Here is an 18,456-nt window from a genome sequence, read left to right as displayed (position 1 = left end):
GGGAGGATAAAGCATGACCATTGGATATAAGACACTTACTGCTCTAACTATGTCAGCGGCATTACTCATGGCGCCATTTGGAACAGGCGCGCAGGCGAAAGCGCCAAACAGCTCGGCAAAAGAAGTCAAGCCAAGAAAGAGTGAGCTGAAGACCTTAATGACGAAGCGGCCGCATCAATTAAAAGCCAAAAGTGGGGCAAAGCTTGAAAAGCCAAATTATGGCCCGAAAGCACGTCCTAAGACAGTGCCAAATGAATATTTGGTTAAATATAAGCAAACGAAGTCGCTGTCATCCGTTAAATCGCATTATAAAATAAAAACGCTAAAAAAATTCCCTTCCATCAAACAGGAGCTTGTGAAGATGGATCATGATACAGCTAAGAAGCTGAAAGAGGATGGAAAAATTGAAAGTATTCAGCCAAACTATAAATATTATCCAATGTCCCTAACTGAAGAACCAATGTTTGATAACCTTTGGGGCATGAATAATACCGGACAGTCGATTAAAGGACAGGCCGGGATCACGAATGTCGATGTCAATGCCCCCGAGGCGTGGGATATCACACAAGGAAGCAAAGACTTAGTTGTAGCCGTCATTGATACCGGCATCGATATTAATCATCCTGATATCAAAGACAACATTTGGACGAATCCTGGCGAAATTCCAAATAACAACATTGATGATGACAAAAATGGCTATGTTGATGATGTCCATGGCTGGGATTTTTATAACAAGGACAACACCGTATATGATGCGGGAGATGGTGATGACCACGGCCTTCATGTTGCGGGAACGATAGCCGGTGAAGAGAATGGCATCGGGGTTATTGGTGTTGCCCCTCATGTGAAAATTATGCCGCTTAAATTCTTGGGACCGGACGGCGGATCGACAGCAGATGCGATTACTGCAATCGAATACGCAAAAAAAATGGGTGTCAAATTATCAAATAACAGCTGGGGCGGCGGCTACTATGATGACGCTTTAAAATCAGCCATTGAAGATTCAGGAATGCTGTTTGTTGCCTCAGCGGGCAACAGCGGTATGAATACGGACAACCGTCCTTCCTATCCGGCAAGCTATGACTGCCCTAACATTTTATCTGTTGCGGCCGTCGATAATACCGGCGAACTCGCTTCCTTCTCTAACTATGGCGTGGAATCCGTTGATATCGCTGCACCTGGGGTAAGCATCCTCAGCTCCTTTCCAAAACAGGAAGACTTGGGCGCAAGCGCGGAAATCACGGCGGGAAAAGGGAAAGTTTTATTCAATGGCGTCGGATTTGCAAACTTCAAAAGGGTTGATGAACGAAAAGATGCCTTTTCAAAAGCACTTAATTACTTAGGTGCGAAACCCGACGGCAAAGTGCTTGTAGTCCAAGATGATGAATCACAGATTGACGGCAATTACAATTATCTTGGGGTTTATAAGGAATTATTGAATGCAGCCAACATCACTTATGACATCAAAACGGTCAAATCGAACCAAAATGGCCCAACCCTTGAAATACTTCAGGATTATGACACGGTTATATGGTTTACCGGAGACGCAGCGGGTCAATCTTTAGGGGGGACGATTGTAACAACGTTGACGGATTCAGATCAAAAGAATATGGAAGGTTATGTTAATAACGGCGGGAACCTTTTGCTGACAGGCCCCGATGCGTTATGGAACATTGAAGGATCTGATTTTGTTAAATCGTTTCTCCATCTTAAAGTCGCTGGCGAAGGAGAACGGCCAACTCTGAAAGGAGTAAACGGCACATTATATGATGGGAAAGAATATGATGCAAGCCATCGCTATGCGGATTTCATCAGTTCCAATAATAAATCACAAACAACGATTGATATGGTCTATCCGGGAGATGAAAATTATGACAATGCCTATGCCTATTTAAGCGGGACATCAATGGCTGCGCCGCATGTTACAGGTGCCGCGGCACTGTTATATAGTGAGCATCCCGATTTCACACCCGAGAAAGTAAGCAGCCTTTTACAAAAAAGCGGGAAGGCCTCGATCACGCTTAGCGGTAAGGTGAAAAGCGGTAAAATGGTTGATGCCTACCGAGCCCTGACATTCAGCAATGGGGATGGCGACAACGATATTCCAGGCACGCCATTTAAGGGGCCAGAGGTTAAAGGCACATTGGATCAAAAGACGGATACTGATGATGTCTACAGTCTTGACATGAAGGCCGGTGAGACAATCACACTTTATTTGGGCGGTGAAAAGGGAACGGATTATGATCTCTATCTGTTCAATAAAGGAACCAAAACGATTCAATCCCTTGAAGATATGATGGTTTACTCTGAAAATGAGGGCACGCAGGAAGCGATTACCTTTACCGCAAAACAAGAGGGGACATATTATATTGATGTGTATGCCTACCAAGGTACGGGCAGTTATACGCTTGTAAGCGGAAATGGGCCTGGTACCTACGATGATGCGTCATCGGCCATCACCTACAAGGGCAAATGGACATCAATGGATAATGACCAGATTCATGCCAAGGCACTAAAGCATCCCGGCTCAGCGGAATTTAAATTTATCGGGTCAAATATTTCATGGCAGTCATACAAAGATAAGAAACAGGGCATAGGGAAGGTTTATATTGATGGTGAATTGGTTGCTTCGCCTTCCCTTTACTCAAAGACAACACAATATAACCAAACTATTTTTACAAAAGATTTGCCATTGGGTGTCCATACGATAAAAATTGAATGGAGCGGCAAGCATGCGCCACACGGGAGAAAAACACATTCAGATATTAGTCTTGATGCTTTTATTGTAGACAATTAAAGACATCTAAACCGGAGGAGAAAATACACCATCTCTCTCCGGTTTTTGATTTTAGCTTTTATCTTTTCCAACAGATTGTTCTTTGGCAAGCGTGTTTCCTTTATAAAAAAATCTTGAGGTGATGACACCGACAGCACCCACTGCCATAAATAAAACAGCCCTTAACCATAGGGAGACAATCGGCAAATCAATGACAATGATTTTTAGCAGAACAAAAAACAAGAAGATAATTCCAAAAAGCCGCATGGCTTTTTGGGAAAAAAGCTTTCCATATAAAACACTAAATACGGCAAATGCTGCCCAGACAAGAGAGAGGCTCATTTGCGTCGCGTTTCCGGTATAGCCCTCCATTATTACAAGATCCCATTGACTGATCATTGAGAGCAAGGCAAACACAAGAAAGATAGCCGCCAGCATGTGTTTGGTCAGACGGTAAATGAGTGCTAAAGTAGCTGCTACAACCAACCAATATAGAGATTCTTCGGATATAAGCTTATCAATAAGATATTGAGGAGCCATGAAGGCGCCAAGACAATATACAATAAGACCGGAAATCATTTGCAGTTTCAGGCGATAATGAGCACCAATGAAAAAGGCGATGAGACCCTCTATGAGCATGAATATCCCTTTGAGGTCATAGGCGGTCAAATTTAAAATTAGCAAGAAGCAGGCAAATGTAGCGATTGAAGCAAAAACCGGCCTTTGGAACCCCTTAGCAGCAAATCCGGAATAGATCAACCCAGCAACAATTAAAAACGTATTGAAAACAAGGTCTTCAAATGCGCTAACCCACCATAAAGATACAAACGCAAAGCTTGTAAAGATGATAGCCGGAAAAAAGACAAAGGGTTCTCTTTTTAACAAACTATGCCCAAATAGACAGACGTGCTGAATAAGAACTCCGGCTGCAATAGAGATAAGCTGCTGGTCATCGAAATCAGCCAAAAAGGCGGACACCAGAAATGTCATGTTTAATAGTAGAATCGAGGCATAGTATAGAATCCCATAGCGCTGTTGCAAGGCAAAGAAGAAAAGGGCGATATACAGCAATGTTTCATATCCGGCAAAAAAAGACATATTAGGTGAGTCACTTTCGATTAGAAAAGGAAGAAGAAATCCCCCGATTCCAACAAATAAAGCGAGATACTCTGAACGGTAAATTCGGGACAAGATAATTCCCAAACTAACGATCAGCACATTTAAAATAAAGGCAACCGGTGTGGGTTCAAAATGATACAATACGTTTGCGGCAAAGGTTGTCAGCATGAACAATGAAACCATACCGCCAAAAAGGACGAGACCAAGTGTTTTGCGGTCTTTTTTCATTTGTAAATATCCGAAGCCAAAAAGGAGCGCTGAGCCGGCATACCCAAGAATAATTCTAATCGCGGGACTCAATAAATGATTATCTGACGCTACTTTAAAACCAAAAATACAACCAATCAGCAGAACGATGATGAAGATTCTCGGAAGCCATATCTGACCAATCAGAGTTTCCAAATCAACTGGTTCCTTCTTAAGTTTTTCATCGGCACCTCTTTGATCCTGACCAGACTTTGTACCATTGTCAGTCAAGGCGGCAGATCCCTTGTCGTCGGTGCCCCTCTGGCTCATTTTGTACGGCTGACGAATCGTTGAGGCATTTTTGAGTGCTTCAATTTCTCGTTCTAAGTCATCAACACGTTTTTCTAATTCTTCAATTCGTTTTTCCATGTTTTCCCCCTTTGCGATCTCTATATATTATTCTAAGTACACAAAAAGAAACCTCTTAAAAATTATAAAAAATGTTGAAACATGGTATTTAAATATCTGAAGTGAAGTCGAGAATTCTTCGTCCTGGACGCAGGATTGAAACATCGCTGGGAATACTATATAATTAGGCTCTTTGATGCAAACTACAGACTAAGAAACGACGCTTGGAGTGATTTTTGATGTATTGTGAAACGTCTACTGAGCTTGAAGAGCTTGTTGAACGAGCGAGGCCATATACTTCTGATGGCAAGGTCGCCGATTATATCCCAGCTCTCGGCAAAGCCGATCCAAAGGATTTATCCATAGCAATCCATCATCTCGACGGAAAATGCTTATCAGCGGGTGATGTCGAAAAGACCTTTACTTTGCAAAGTATATCAAAAATATTAACATTAGCACTGGTGATTATGGATCATGGGGTGGAATACGTCTTTTCCAAAGTCGGCATGGAACCTACAGGAGATCCGTTCAACTCCATTGCCAAACTTGAGGAATCCGTTCCTTCCAGACCATTGAATCCGATGATTAACGCGGGTGCGCTTGCAGTGACGAATATGATTCACGGCAGTACAGTTCATGAAAGACTCGGCCGGCTGCTTGCACTGATCCATGATATGACGGAAAATTCGTCGATTCGTTACTCGGAAGAAGTAGCCACCTCGGAATATAAGACAGCAGACTTGAACCGAGCCTTATGTTACTTTATGAAGCAACATGATGTGATTACCGGTGATGTTGAGGAATTAATGGATCTTTATACGAAGCAATGCGCCATTGAGGTGAACTGTCATGATCTCGCGAGAATAGGACTCGTCATAGCAAATAACGGCAAGGATCCGCAAAGCGGCCGTATTATTTTGCCAAAACAAATTGCCAGGATTGTGAAAACATTTATGTCAACGTGCGGGATGTACAATGCGTCGGGTGAATTCGCCATTAAAGTTGGCATTCCATCGAAAAGCGGCGTATCAGGCGGGATCATAAGCGCTTTTCCAAATAAATTTGGCGTGGGGATATATGGGCCGTCACTTGATGATATTGGGAACAGTATCGCTGGCATTAAATTGCTGGAAATGCTTTCAGCAAGATATGAATTAAGTATATTTTGATCATTAAAAAGGCGCTCCCAATAAAGGGGCGCCTTTAAACTATGCTCCCGTTCGAGAAAGGAGCTTCTTTTCACTCGGGAGGAAAAGCGTAATGATCGTGGCTATGACAGGGATCACGACAAAAAGATCAAAGACAAGATCGACGCCATAGTGGTCCGAAATCCAGCCCATGAACGTCGCTCCGATTCCGCCGGCTCCAACACCCAAACCAATCATAAGCCCTGAAGCGAGGCCCACATTATTAGGCAGCATCATTTGTCCATAGACGACTGTGACGGCAAAGGATGACAGGACAAAAAAGCCGAACAATAGCAAGACAATAATTGAGATTACTCCCGAAACATGCGGCAGGATCCAAGCGAATGGGATCGTTAAGAACATCGAGCCGAACAAAAGCCATTTATGACTGATAAAGTCCGAAAATTTGCCGCCAAGAAACGTGCCAACCGCACCAGCGCCTAGAAATAGAAACGTGTAAAAATCCCCTAACTTAAGGGGTATGTCCTGCTGCAGGTAGAAAAAAGGCAAGAATGCCGCAACACCGATTTGTGTCCACGACCTGAGGACTACAACGACCGTCAGCCCGATCAAGCCCGGAATATAGCGCTGACCGCGCCTCGCTTTCTTTTTTGATTGGCTTTCAGCAAGACTCGATCGGTACCACGGAAGAATATTAAAGATAACGAAGGAGCCTAGTAACCCAAGCAGGGCAAACCAGCCGACACCATTAAGACCGGTGGCGAGCAAGAAAAAAGGCATCATAAGCGGTCCAGCCGCCTGTCCAAAGTTCCCGCCAACTTGGAAAATAGCCTGTGCCGTCCCTTTGGCATTACCAGCAGCCAAGTGTGCCCCTCTAGATGCTTCAGGATGAAAGATCCCCGAACCGAGCCCGGAAATGGCGATCGCCACTAATAGAAGCGGAAACGATGGCATATATCCTGATGCAGCTAGCCCAAGTCCAGTCAAAAAGATCCCGAGCGGCAAAAACCATGTCTTCGGTCTTTTATCAGTAAACATACCGAATACCGGCTGCATGACGGAAGATGTGATCGATGAAATCATCAGAATAGCCCCGGCCTGTGTATAAGATAAATCAAAGGCATGTTTGTAGAGAGGCAAAAGCGCCGGGACAACCCCAGTGGTCATCAGATCATTAATAAAATGTGTCGTTCCAAGGCTATAAAGTGCTTTCTTTGCTTTAACTTGCTTTTTTTGTTTGATGACAGCTTCCATTAGTCGTTCAACCTTTTCTGTATGGCTTATGTAAGTTCCAACTTATTATAGCGCACTGCACAAGCTTTCCCAAAATGCTAAGCTTAAAAACTTTTAGCCCCGTTATCAGAAATTTGTTAATATTATTCCAAAGGGATAAAAAGGGGACGGTTAGGGATGAAAAAATACCATAGGATATTCTTCGGTTTATTGTTACTTGGATTTGCGGCATCTTTTGGCATGTCAATTTATTTCTTTCTGAAAACGCTTCATACAAATGTTGTTTTGGCCAATGAAAAGGACATCAAAGAGCCAGTTTACCATTTTATATTGATCCCTGAAGAAATGGATAACCCTTACTGGCGTTCCCTAAAAAAAGGGGCGGCAGATGCAGGCAGACATGCAGGGGCAGCGATAGAATATATAGGGCCGGTGCAAACAAATACAGATGAACAAATCAAAATTATAGAGAAGGCGATTGCGTCAAAGGTCGACGGAATCATCACACAAGGTATTGATAAACCAGCATTTAAAGACGCGATTCACCGTGCTAAGAGAGCTGGAATCCCTGTTATTACGATTGACACCGATGCCCCTGACAGTGAGAGGAGTACCTATATTGGGAGCGATAATTATCTGGCCGGATACTTGGCGGGCCAAACCCTTATCAAAGGCACGAATGGACATGCTGTCGTCGGGATTATTACCGGAAACTATAATCCGAACGAAAAGCTGAGAGTCAAAGGTTTCCAAGATGCTGTGTCCAAACAGTCAGGGATAAAAATTGCCGGCGTTAAATCATCGAATATCTCTAGGATTCAGGCGGCTGAGAAGACATATGAAATGTTCCAGAAGCATCCGGATATCACCGCTTTTTATGGGACAAGCGCACTTGACGGGCTTGGGATCGCGGCCGTAGCCGAAAAGTTTGGGAAAGCTAAGGATCTCTACATAATATCCTTTGATGCCCTGCCAGAAACATTGAACTTGCTGGGGAAAGGGGTCATTGACGCGACGGTAAAGCAAAAGCCTTATGCAATGGGACATAAAAGTGTTCAAACCATGGTGCAATTGCTGCACCATCATGATCCGCCCAAAATTCTTTATACAGAAACAACCGTTATAAAAAAGGCAGATATTATGAGTGAAAAAGGCGGACGGGGCAATGATTAAAATGAGAACAAAGCTGTTTATTTTTATCATGGTCCTTGTTTTACTTTTAAATGGTGTGGGGGGCTATCTCTATTACAGCAGCCAAAAGTCGATGGAACAATACAATCTTCTGCTGCAGCGTTTTTTCCTTTTAAATAAAATCTCACAAAATACTGAAGATGCCTATCAAGAGCTGCAATCTTATTTTGTTGACCATTCTCCGAAGCTTTTTGAAACATACCAAGAGTCCCATCACGAGCTTTTAGATAATCAAGAACGTCTTATACTCATTAATCATGACAACAACCATTTAATGCTAACAAATTATCGGCATATGATTAATAGTTTTATAAATGAATGCGCGATGGCCATTCACGCATTCAGAGAAGGAAACATCAATCTTTATTCAGAGCATCTGGCGGAATCAGGCAAAATTGCAGGATTCATTAAAGACACAACATTAGCGCTGATTAATAGTGAACTAACCGATTATCAGAGGTTTTACCATACTATGAACCAAAAGAACAGGTATTTCGAATATATGGGCATCTCTATTTTTATCACAACGCTTCTTTTTTGTACGCTTTTTACAATTTGGTTTTCGGGTGGCATGTCACGCCCGATTAGACGGTTGGAAGCTGCTGCTAAGGACATTGCGAAAGGGAAGTTTGATGGTGATGATGTTGTTGTTGAGACCAGGGATGAGTTTCGCTTTTTGACAGACACGTTTAATCATATGAAAAACAACACACAAAGACTTGTTGAAGAGATCAAAGAGAAATCAGAACTTGACCGTTTGTTAAAAGAGATGGAATTAAAAAGCCTCCAAAACCAAATGAATCCCCATTTTCTATTCAATACATTAAATGTGGTTTCCAAAACCGCCTATTTGGAAGGAGCGGATAAAACGAGCGAGTTGATTGCGGCAACAGCTGCTCTTTTTCGGCACAATTTAGGGAATCTTGATGAACCGGTTATGCTCTCTAAAGAAGTTAAGATTATTAAAGATTACTTTTTCATTCTTGCAACCAGGTTTGGTGACCGCTTGGTGTTGGAAATGGATGTTGCGCCAGATTGTCTAGATCATTACGTCCCAGGCATGATTCTCCAGCCTATTGTCGAGAACGCCTTTATTCATGGCATAGAACCTTATGAAGGTCAGGGCAAGATCGAGCTCGTGATTCGTCAGATGGCGGGCCGGCTGCTGATCGACATTGCTGATAATGGTGTGGGAATGAGTAAGCAGACCATTGATAGGATTTATAAAAAGGAAAACCAATCAGACAGGCCAAACAATAAAAGCCATTCAACGGGTCTTGGTCTAAATAATGTGATACGGAGATTAGATTTATTTTATAAAGAAAACAACCTGCTAAACATTCATTCTAATGGGAAAAAGGGAACAAGGATCATTCTATCACTGCCATTAAGTGAAAGGAGAAAGATGAGTCATGTATAAAATTCTTATAGCTGATGACGAAGAAATCGAACGAAAAGCGCTTTATAAGATGATAAAAGAAAATCTCAGTGATCAGGCTGTCGTCGTGGGTGAGGCGGATAATGGCCACAGGGCCATGGAGCTTGCTATGACGCATCTTCCTGACATTGTTTTATTGGATATTAAGATGCCTGGCATGGATGGCATTGCGGCGTTAAGGGAAATGAAATCTCGAGGATCAAAAGCTAAATTCATCATGATTTCCGCTTTTGACACGTTTGATTATGCCCGGAACGTCATGAAAGAAGGGGTTAAGGAGTATTTGCTGAAACCCGCACGCATTAACGAAACGGTAGAAACAATACTGAGGGTCATTAATGAGATTGAATCTGAACAACAAACGTTGCAGGCGCAAACCGATTTGCACAACCGCTTTAATAAGACGCTCTCCTTTGTCCAGTCTGAGTGGGTAACCACGCTATTATTAAATCATACTCAAGAGATTAATATTGCAGAACTTGGCCCAGCCATTGACGTTCATCTTGCAAATTCTTATGCCGTCGTGTTTGAACTTGATGACAGTGCCGGGGATAAAATCAGCCGCTATCGCTGGCTTAAAAGAACGATGAAAGAGCTCTGCAATGGGTTAACCGGTCCTTTATCAGGGATGCAGATTCCGGTTTTCATCCCGGTCGAAACAGAAGCAGGCGCTCTCGCCGTGGCAGGGTTAATGGAGAAGGTGAACAGGATGTTTTCCGAGGCTTTTCAATCTGGCAGTATCCGTTCAGGGGTCGGCAGGGTTGCCTATGATGTCACACACTTCCTGAGATCACATCAAGAGGCTTTAACCGCATTGGGGCATACGAATATTAATAGAAGAACCATCCTTTTCGAGCCCGGGATGGACAAGGAAATCCGGGAAACAGACACATTGTACCATTCTGAGCAACGGTTGATTGATGCCATCAAACTGGGAACTTTTGAACAGGTTCCTAAGGCTTTTGAGCATTATTTCAAACATCTTAACATGATGGCTGAAGGCAATGTAGAGGTTATGAGAAAAAATATAAAGGAATTATTTATAATCGTCACCGCTGTATCGAAGGAATTAGGGATAAGTCTTTTAAAGCCGTCTATCTTAAGAGGTGCGGAAACACCCATAGAATTAAGGGAGCAGGGACGAGCTGAGCTTTATAAAGTGATCGATCAATTGTCAGCCTGGAGGCGTCACGGTGCTCTTGGACAGATGTCGGAAGCCAAAAAATATATCAATACAAACTACGCAAGTCCTATGGCTTTGGAAGATATCGCAAGCCGCGTCGGCATCAGTCCATATTATTTCAGCAAATTATTTAAAGAACATTTCAGCATAACATTTATTGATTATGTCACATCTGTACGTATCAAAAGGGCAAAGGAATTGCTTTGCTATACCCGCTTGAGCTTAAAAGAAATAGCCTACCAAGTTGGATATAAAGATCCTAATTACTTCAGCCGTGTATTTAAAAAAAACGAAGGGATGTCGCCAAAAGAGTATCGTACACAAAAGCAAAAAAACTATTCTTGATGGAAACGTCCCTTTTTATGGGACGTTTTTTAAGTTAAAGCAAAATAATGAAGGTATTCGCAAAATAGTGAAGATAATGCCAGCTATTTTCAAAGAAATATTTGCTAATTTAATAATGACAGCGGTTACAACTATTTAAGGGAGGGTCAAAATGAAAAAAAAGTGGGGCATTTTCGCAGCTATTCTTTTAACTTTCTCAATGATTTTATCAGCATGCAGTTCGACTTCAGGGGGATCATCGGATAAGGACAAGTCAGGTAAACTTGAAATCTTCAGTTGGTGGACTGCAGGCGGAGAAGCAGACGGGTTGAAGGCTTTAATAAAGGTATTTGAGAAGAAACAGCCTGACCTCAAGGTGAATAATGCGGCGGTTGCCGGAGGGGCAGGCACGAATGCCAAAGCCGTTCTTGCGACAAGAATGCAAGGCGGTGATCCACCGTCAACCTTCCAGGTTCACGGCGGAGCTGAGTTGATGGCATGGGTGAACTCGGATAAAATGCAGCCGCTCAATGACTTATATAAAAAGAATGGCTGGGATGATAAATTTCCTAAAGAACTCATTAACATGGTCAGTAAAGACAGCAAGATCTATGCGATACCCGTTGATATTCACCGCGGCAATGTTTTATTTTATAACAAGAAAATTTTTGAGGATAACCATTTGGAAGCACCAAAAACATTTGATGACTTTTTTAAAGTGGCAGACAAATTAAAGGCCAAGGGCATTACACCCCTTGCATTAGGTGACAAAGAAATTTGGCCGGCAACAATGCTGTTTGAGAACATTTTATTAGGAAAGCTTGGTCCAGATAAATACAAAGCATTATGGACTGGCGGCGAACCTTTTGATTCGCCGGAGGTAAAGGAATCGGCAGAAATCTTCAAAAAAATGCTGGGTTATATTAACGATGACCACAGCTCCAGAGCATGGCAGGATGCTTCGCAACTTGTGGCTGACGGAAAAGCTGCCATGAATGTCATGGGCGACTGGGCTGCAGGGTATTACACAAGCTTGAACCTTAAACCGAATAAAGACTATGGCTGGATTGAAACACCTGAATCAGATGGGGATTTTATGGTTATCACAGATACCTTTGGATTGCCTAAAGGGGTTAAAAATGAAGGTGATGTTAAGAAATTCCTAACTGTTCTGGGTTCCGTCGAAGGGCAAGACGCTTTTAATCCTTTAAAAGGTTCGATACCGGCTCGAACCGATGCTGATCCATCCAAATATGACGATTACAGCAAAGACGCGATGAAAGACTTTAAGAGTGATGCTCTAACACCAAGCCTTGCACATGGTTCTGCGGCACCTGAATCCTATTTGACAAAGGTAAACCAGGCGGTCAACATATTTGTCACGCAAAAAAATGTTGATCAGTTCATTCAGTCATTAAAAGACGCCAGCAGTGAGTTGAAGAAATAACGATAATATTTAATGGAAAAGGGGAGAGATTCCCCTTTTCCTAATTAATCTTATAAGGAGGGAACTTACTTGGCGGAAGCAAACCTGCAGAACACACCAGCCCGGACACAGCCAAACCCAAAAACTCGACCAAAACGCAAAAAAATAAGGTCCACCGATCGGCTTTTGGCCATTTCTTTTTTATTGCCCTCCATTGTCGCAGTGGCTGTTTTTGTTTACGGATTTATTGGATGGACGGGGTATGTTTCATTGAGTAAATGGCACGCCATATTGCCTGATTTGTCATTTGCGGGACTGGAAAATTATTTGACACTGTTTCAAAATTTCCGTTTCCAGTCAGATTTAAGAAACACACTCATTTTTACAATATTATTTATTGCCGTGGTTGCCTTATTAGGTCAATGTCTTGCTGTTATGATTGACAAGAAAATAAAAGCGGAATCCCTGTTCAGAAATATTTTTTTGTTCCCAATGGCCTTATCTTTTATCGTGACGGGAGTTGTTTGGCGCTGGGTATTGAATCCCTCGTCAGGTGTCAATTTATTATTTGATAAATTAGGATGGGATCTAAAATGGTATACGGATACAACAATTTGGCCGGGTATAGAAATCGGAAAGGTAACCGGAGGCATCCCTATTGCATTAATTGCAGTCGTCATTGCTGCAGTCTGGCAAATGACCGGTTTTTCATTGGCGATGTACCTTGCGGGATTACGGGGAATTCCCGAAGAATTGAAGGAAGCGGCACGTATGGATGGGGCTTCAGAATTTCAAATTTACAGGAAGATCATTTTGCCTATGCTGCGGCCGATTACACTGAGTGTCATTATCATCATGGCCCATATTTCTTTAAAAATATTTGATTTAATCTACGCGATGACAGGGTCTGGGGCGAATTTTGTCACGGATATGCCTGGCGTCTACATGTTTGAGACAACCTTCCGCAGCCATAATTACGCAGAAGGCGGGGCGATTGCCATCATTATGCTTCTATCGGTAGCGATTTTCATTGTGCCCTATCTCATCCATAGCAGGAAGGGGGAACAATAGATGGCAAAAGCAGTGTCACGCGGCACGATATATATCATCCTGATCGCCTTGTCGCTTTGCTTTCTTATTCCGCCATACGTGATGGTCATCACAAGCCTTAAACCGTTTGATGATGTTTCGCTTGAGCACATGTGGGCATTGCCCTCGTCGCTTAACTTTCAAAGCTATGCTGAGGCTTTTGACAAATTGCTGCCAAATCTGTTGAATACCTTTTACTTAGTGATTCCCGCTACACTAATCTCTGCCCTTTTGGGATCTTTAAACGGTTATGTTCTGTCAAAATGGAAATTCAGAGGAGCAGATTGGATTTTCACCATGATTTTATTTGGCATGTTCATCCCATATCAGAGTATTCTCATCCCGCTGATTCAATTTCTTAGATCTATCGGATTGTATAATAGTATTCCCGGACTGATTTTTGTCCATGTCGTATACGGTATCCCCGTTACAACCCTTATGTTCCGGAATTTCTATGCTAATATTCCAGATTCTTTGCTTGAATCGGCGCAAATGGACGGGGCCGGATTCCTTAAAATTTATCGCCATATTATCATGCCCTTATCCATTACAGGCTTTGTCGTTGTGGCAATCTGGCAATTCACAAATATCTGGAATGAATTTTTGTTTGCTGTGACCATTACAACAACCGATCAGCAGCCGATTATGGTTGCACTCCAGAATCTCGCCGGGAGTCAAGTGGTTCATTGGAATATTCAAATGGCCGGTGCCATCTTAGCGGCCTTGCCGACTCTATTAGTTTATATCCTGCTGGGAAAATACTTTATCCGGGGGCTTCTAGCAGGTTCTGTAAAAGGATAGGTTATATAAAAAACGGGGAAGGGCTAAGAGGGCACTGGGAAAGTCCCTTTAAAAAAAGCTGTTTCACAATCTTTGTGCTATCTTAGAAAGTGAGTCGTTGATCTACGCTCCAGGATGCTCGCTTTCCGCGCGGCGGGCGGTGAGCCTCCTCGACGCTCTAGCGTCTGCGGGGTCTCACCTGTCCCGCAGGAGTCTCGCACCTTCCGCTCCAATCAACTTTATTGCCGACGGTGCATGTCATTCAAAGAAAGACAAAAAAATGCAGAACCACTCACAATTAATGAGGGTTTCTGCATTTTTTAATTTATAACGAAGGTATCTAACTGAAGTGGGTGGTTCCGATGCTTTCAAAATCGCCCGCGGAAAGCGAGTGTATTTCCGCCTATAATAACGAAACAACATAAATTTTTTTACGAAAAAAAACTGGCATTTTGCTTCTCTATTTTTCTGTTTAAAAGTAATTATGAAATCAATACGGTTATCTTAAAAATTCGAATGATTTTCAGTGCCTTCAGGGGCTAAGGGCCCTTCCTTTTTTTTGCACTTTAAGAATGTTTAACTTCGCTAAAGCGAAAAAGCGGAGTAAAGTATAAGCGCACTGTCTAAAGGCGTAACATCCTGTTACAACGCCAGTAATAGCACGTCCTGTGCGTCGCAACTAAGGCTTTCGCCATTACGGTTTGGCGATAAGCCAAGTTTTCTTTATGACATAAGGATGTCAAACTGGTAAAATTATTTAGAAATGGCATGTCAAAAAGGCGCATATGTTATATAATCAAAATTAGGATTTTATGAGAGATAGGGGAGCTTATATGCCGAGATCAAAATATTTTAGATTTGCTGTTTGGATTCTGCTTATTTTCACAGTTATTATGATTGGGTCAAAAATTTCTTTCGTTTTCAGGCCTATAGGCATCTTAATCACGACATTGGCCGCACCGGTGTTAGTCGCAGGCGTCCTTTATTATATTCTGCGCCCAGTTGTTAGATTATTGGTTAAAGTAAAAGTCCCGCGGATCATTGCAATATTGCTCCTTTACCTTATTGTCATTGGTCTTATCACAGTCATTGTGCTAGGTATTGGACCTGCCATTAACAAACAGTTTGTTGCTTTAGCTAATGCTATGCCCGGATTAATTAAAGATCTTGGCCAGCAGCTTAAGGACTTTCAAAACAGCAACCTGTTTGATCGGTTTCAACTGGATAAGATATCTTACACCGATATCACGAACCGATTTTCCCATTCGATTGGCAATATCACCGCCTCAATCGGAAATAATGTGCTGACGATTATCCAATCGATCACAGGCATTGTCATTATAATTGTGACCGTTCCGTTCATTCTTTTTTATATGTTAAAGGATGGCGAGAAATTGCCAGGCTCCATCCTAAGGTTTCTTCCTAAAGAACACCAGGATGAGGGGAAATTAATCTTGGGTGACATGGATGAGGCATTAAGCGGCTATATACAGGGGCAAATGCTTGTTAGCCTGTTTGACGGGGTCTTCATCTACATATGGTACCAGATTATCGGCCTTGACTATCCTTTGATTCTAGCCTTAGCCATTTTGTTTACCAATGTTATTCCTTTCATCGGCCCCTTTATCGGGACAGCGCCCGGCGTTATCGTCGGATTTATTCAGTCACCGCTTATGGCGCTCTGGGTGATTGTGGGGGTTTTGATTGTACAGCAAATCGAAAGCAATATTATTTCTCCGCAGGTCATGGGGAAAAAGCTTGATATCCACCCGCTTACAATCATATTTATCTTGCTCGTCGCGGGAAACCTGGCCGGAATAATCGGTATGATCCTTGCAATCCCAACCTATGCTGTCGCAAAGGTGATCATCACGCGGACGTACAAACTGATCAGACTTCGATATAACAAAGGCATTACGGATTAAAAGAAAAGCAGTTAGCACCATTAAGGGTGCCAGCTGCTTTTTCTTTTCCAGTATGATTTGCTTGACAATATAAAATAATAAACCTGAAACATCTGACCGGAATATAAGTCTTTTGCTGGGGGGCCTTGTTATGAAAGCTATTTTTTCTATATATCAGCAAGATCTTAAGAGGAATACAACGAACCCGGCGGCTATGGTCATCATTATTGGCTTAATCATTCTGCCTTCACTTTACGCGTGGTTTAATATTAAAGCGTCTTGGGATCCCTATGGCAACACACAAGGGATCGCCATTGCCGTGGTTAACAAAGATAAAGGAACAACGCTTCGCGGCAAAGAGATCAATATCGGAGAGAAAATCGTTGCTTCGCTGAAAACAAACAAAAAGATGGGCTGGACATTTGTTAATGAAAGCCAAGCTGTCGAAGGCGTCAAACATGGTGATTATTATGCTAGCGTTGTGATCCCAGAGGATTTCTCCCGTAAAATTGGAACAGTTGTAACGGGTGAGCCAACAAAGCCCGAGATCATTTATACAGTCAATGAAAAAATCAATGCCGTTGCTCCCAAGATCACATCCAAAGGGGCATCAGGCATTGTCGAAGAAGTTGGTTCGAATTTTGTTAAAACAGCCAATGGCGTGATTTTCAAGCTATTTAATGAGCTCGGAATTGAATTAGAAAAGGAACTTCCCACGATAGAGAAGGTCGAAGAGTTGATTTTCAGACTTGAAAAAAGTTTCCCCAATATTAAGAACGCTGTTAACACAGCACTTACCGATGTCAATAAGTCACAAAACATTGTCAATCAGGCGCAACGCAATCTACCTATTGTAGAAGAAATGGCCAAAGACGGTCAGCGCCTAACAGAGAAAATTAATGATGTTCTGAACAAAAGCAATAAAGTGATGAACAAAATGTCACCGAATATTAAGCAAGATCTCGAGTCACTGCGGGAAACAGCGGCGGCCGTTCAAAATGCCAGCCTTAACCCCGCGTCAGCAGAACAGGCGTTACAACGCATCCAGATGGCCATGCCCTTAGATGACAGCCTCATTCACCTGTTCGAACGTCTTAATCATTTGAGTAACAGGAATCTTTTTTCTGCTGAAATTGGGAATCTAAAACAAGTCAAAAGCGATTTGCAACAGGAACGCCCAAAAGAAGCGGAAAGAATTCTCTCCAATATGTTGAATCGCTATGATCAAGATATTAAGCCAAAAGTGGAAGAGGTAATTGGAAAAGCGAAGCGGGATGCCGAAAACGCAAGGTCAATCCTTAATAATGGTAATAACAACATTCCAGACGTCCAAAAGGTATTGAATGATGCCGCAAAGGGGCTTAGCATTGGAAAAGAGGACCTGCTGTCGATCAAGCAAAGCCTGCCTGCTGCCGAGGCTAAGATAAACGATTTGGCTGATAAGATCAGAACCTTTGAATCCAAGACTAATATCCAAGACGTCATTAACCTATTGAAAAACAACTATAAAGAGGAAAGTGAATTTTTCGCCCGCCCGGTTAAATTAAAAGAACACAAGCTGTATCCCATTCCTAACTATGGCTCAGCTATGTCACCGTTTTATACAACATTGGCACTGTGGGTTGGTGCCCTCTTGCTTGTTTCTCTAATGACCGTTGAGGTGCCTGACGGGGATTTTAGATATAAGAGCTATCATATTTATTTTGGCCGGTTCTTAACTTTTCTAACGATCGCATTATTACAATCCGCGGTTGTGACATTAGGCGATATTTTTATTTTGAAAGTGTACGCGGCTGATAAATTATGGTTTGTGCTGTTTAGCCTTCTCATCAGTGCCGTTTTCATGCTTATTGTCTATACTTTTGTCTCCGTTTTTGGGAATATCGGAAAAGCTTTGGCAATTGTACTGCTCGTCCTCCAGATTTCAGGCTCGGGCGGGACTTTTCCCATTCAAGTTCTTCCGCCATTTTTCCAGGCGATCAGTCCCTTTCTGCCATTTACCTATGCGATTAGCCTGATGCGGGAAGCGGTTGGAGGGATTCTGCGGGATATCGTCCAGAGAGATTTAATAGCGATGCTTGTTTTTGCTGTGATTGCACTCGTTATTGGTCTGGCTTTAAAGAAAGGGATCAACCGGCTCAGCAGCCATTTTGTGAAAAGAGTAAGGGAAGGCCGGCTAATCCATTAGAATGTCCTGTCCTTTGTTAACATGGTACAATGTGAGTAGATTAGCAACAAATCAATGCGGGAG

General features: G+C 42.5%; 12 protein-coding genes. 10 read left to right on the top strand and 2 right to left on the bottom strand.

Annotated features, from left to right (window positions below; genetic code table 11):
- The first annotated feature begins 13 nt into the window (after positions 1-13).
- The gene (locus tag EV207_RS23645) at positions 14-2,797 is read left to right on the top strand and encodes a S8 family serine peptidase (protein WP_132743451.1); all 2,784 of its coding nucleotides are present in this window, start codon (positions 14-16) and stop codon (positions 2,795-2,797) included.
- Between the two features lie 51 nt (positions 2,798-2,848).
- Here the strand turns inward: EV207_RS23645 and EV207_RS02920 are convergent, their stop codons facing one another.
- Positions 2,849-4,510 (bottom strand): DUF2339 domain-containing protein, encoded by a 1,662-nt coding sequence (locus tag EV207_RS02920; protein ID WP_132743449.1) that lies wholly within the window; start codon positions 4,508-4,510, stop codon positions 2,849-2,851.
- Between the two features lie 218 nt (positions 4,511-4,728).
- On the opposite strand from EV207_RS02920, the gene glsA reads away from it, so the two are divergent.
- Positions 4,729-5,658 carry a glutaminase A gene (gene glsA / locus EV207_RS02915; protein WP_132743447.1) on the top strand — a complete coding sequence of 310 codons (930 nt, stop codon included), beginning with the start codon at positions 4,729-4,731 and terminating at the stop codon, positions 5,656-5,658.
- A gap of 39 nt (positions 5,659-5,697) precedes the next feature.
- Here the strand turns inward: glsA and EV207_RS02910 are convergent, their stop codons facing one another.
- Positions 5,698-6,891 carry an MFS transporter gene (locus EV207_RS02910; RefSeq protein ID WP_132743445.1) on the bottom strand — a complete coding sequence of 398 codons (1,194 nt, stop codon included), beginning with the start codon at positions 6,889-6,891 and terminating at the stop codon, positions 5,698-5,700.
- Between the two features lie 156 nt (positions 6,892-7,047).
- On the opposite strand from EV207_RS02910, the gene EV207_RS02905 reads away from it, so the two are divergent.
- The 8 genes from EV207_RS02905 to EV207_RS02870 all read left to right on the top strand — a co-directional run bounded on the left by EV207_RS02905 (position 7,048) and on the right by EV207_RS02870 (position 18,393).
- Positions 7,048-8,043 carry a sugar-binding protein gene (locus EV207_RS02905; RefSeq protein ID WP_132743443.1) on the top strand — a complete coding sequence of 332 codons (996 nt, stop codon included), beginning with the start codon at positions 7,048-7,050 and terminating at the stop codon, positions 8,041-8,043.
- Positions 8,036-9,481, top strand: coding sequence for a sensor histidine kinase (locus EV207_RS02900; RefSeq protein ID WP_132743441.1), 1,446 nt, complete (start codon positions 8,036-8,038; stop codon positions 9,479-9,481). Before EV207_RS02905 ends, EV207_RS02900 begins: the two co-directional genes overlap by 8 nt.
- The gene (locus EV207_RS02895) at positions 9,474-11,027 is read left to right on the top strand and encodes a helix-turn-helix domain-containing protein (RefSeq protein ID WP_132743439.1); all 1,554 of its coding nucleotides are present in this window, start codon (positions 9,474-9,476) and stop codon (positions 11,025-11,027) included. Before EV207_RS02900 ends, EV207_RS02895 begins: the two co-directional genes overlap by 8 nt.
- A gap of 151 nt (positions 11,028-11,178) precedes the next feature.
- Complete coding sequence (locus EV207_RS02890; protein WP_132743437.1) at positions 11,179-12,453, top strand: ABC transporter substrate-binding protein; 1,275 nt, start codon at positions 11,179-11,181, stop codon at positions 12,451-12,453.
- 69 nt (positions 12,454-12,522) lie between these two features.
- Positions 12,523-13,503 (top strand): carbohydrate ABC transporter permease, encoded by a 981-nt coding sequence (locus EV207_RS02885; protein WP_424511338.1) that lies wholly within the window; start codon positions 12,523-12,525, stop codon positions 13,501-13,503.
- The gene (locus EV207_RS02880) at positions 13,504-14,322 is read left to right on the top strand and encodes a carbohydrate ABC transporter permease (RefSeq protein WP_132743435.1); all 819 of its coding nucleotides are present in this window, start codon (positions 13,504-13,506) and stop codon (positions 14,320-14,322) included. It abuts the gene before it with no gap.
- A gap of 812 nt (positions 14,323-15,134) precedes the next feature.
- Positions 15,135-16,226, top strand: a complete 1,092-nt coding sequence (locus EV207_RS02875; RefSeq protein ID WP_132743433.1) for an AI-2E family transporter — start codon at positions 15,135-15,137, stop codon at positions 16,224-16,226.
- Positions 16,227-16,356: 130 nt separating this feature from the next.
- On the top strand, positions 16,357-18,393 hold the full coding sequence (locus EV207_RS02870; protein WP_132743431.1) for a YhgE/Pip domain-containing protein: 2,037 nt from the start codon (positions 16,357-16,359) through the stop codon (positions 18,391-18,393).
- Positions 18,394-18,456: the final 63 nt, after the last annotated feature.

This window comes from Scopulibacillus darangshiensis, assembly GCF_004341035.1.
GTDB lineage: Bacteria > Bacillota > Bacilli > Bacillales > Sporolactobacillaceae > Scopulibacillus > Scopulibacillus darangshiensis.
The sequence above is the reverse complement of the archived record's forward strand: the minus strand, read 5'-3'. Positions and strand labels throughout refer to the sequence as shown.

Coding starts and splice junctions, on each gene's coding strand:
- EV207_RS23645 (WP_132743451.1), top strand. CDS start 14: ATGACCATTGGATATAAGACACTTACTGCTCTAACTATGTCAGCGGCA.
- EV207_RS02920 (WP_132743449.1), bottom strand. CDS start 4,510: ATGGAAAAACGAATTGAAGAATTAGAAAAACGTGTTGATGACTTAGAA.
- glsA (WP_132743447.1), top strand. CDS start 4,729: ATGTATTGTGAAACGTCTACTGAGCTTGAAGAGCTTGTTGAACGAGCG.
- EV207_RS02910 (WP_132743445.1), bottom strand. CDS start 6,891: ATGGAAGCTGTCATCAAACAAAAAAAGCAAGTTAAAGCAAAGAAAGCA.
- EV207_RS02905 (WP_132743443.1), top strand. CDS start 7,048: ATGAAAAAATACCATAGGATATTCTTCGGTTTATTGTTACTTGGATTT.
- EV207_RS02900 (WP_132743441.1), top strand. CDS start 8,036: ATGATTAAAATGAGAACAAAGCTGTTTATTTTTATCATGGTCCTTGTT.
- EV207_RS02895 (WP_132743439.1), top strand. CDS start 9,474: ATGTATAAAATTCTTATAGCTGATGACGAAGAAATCGAACGAAAAGCG.
- EV207_RS02890 (WP_132743437.1), top strand. CDS start 11,179: ATGAAAAAAAAGTGGGGCATTTTCGCAGCTATTCTTTTAACTTTCTCA.
- EV207_RS02880 (WP_132743435.1), top strand. CDS start 13,504: ATGGCAAAAGCAGTGTCACGCGGCACGATATATATCATCCTGATCGCC.
- EV207_RS02875 (WP_132743433.1), top strand. CDS start 15,135: ATGCCGAGATCAAAATATTTTAGATTTGCTGTTTGGATTCTGCTTATT.
- EV207_RS02870 (WP_132743431.1), top strand. CDS start 16,357: ATGAAAGCTATTTTTTCTATATATCAGCAAGATCTTAAGAGGAATACA.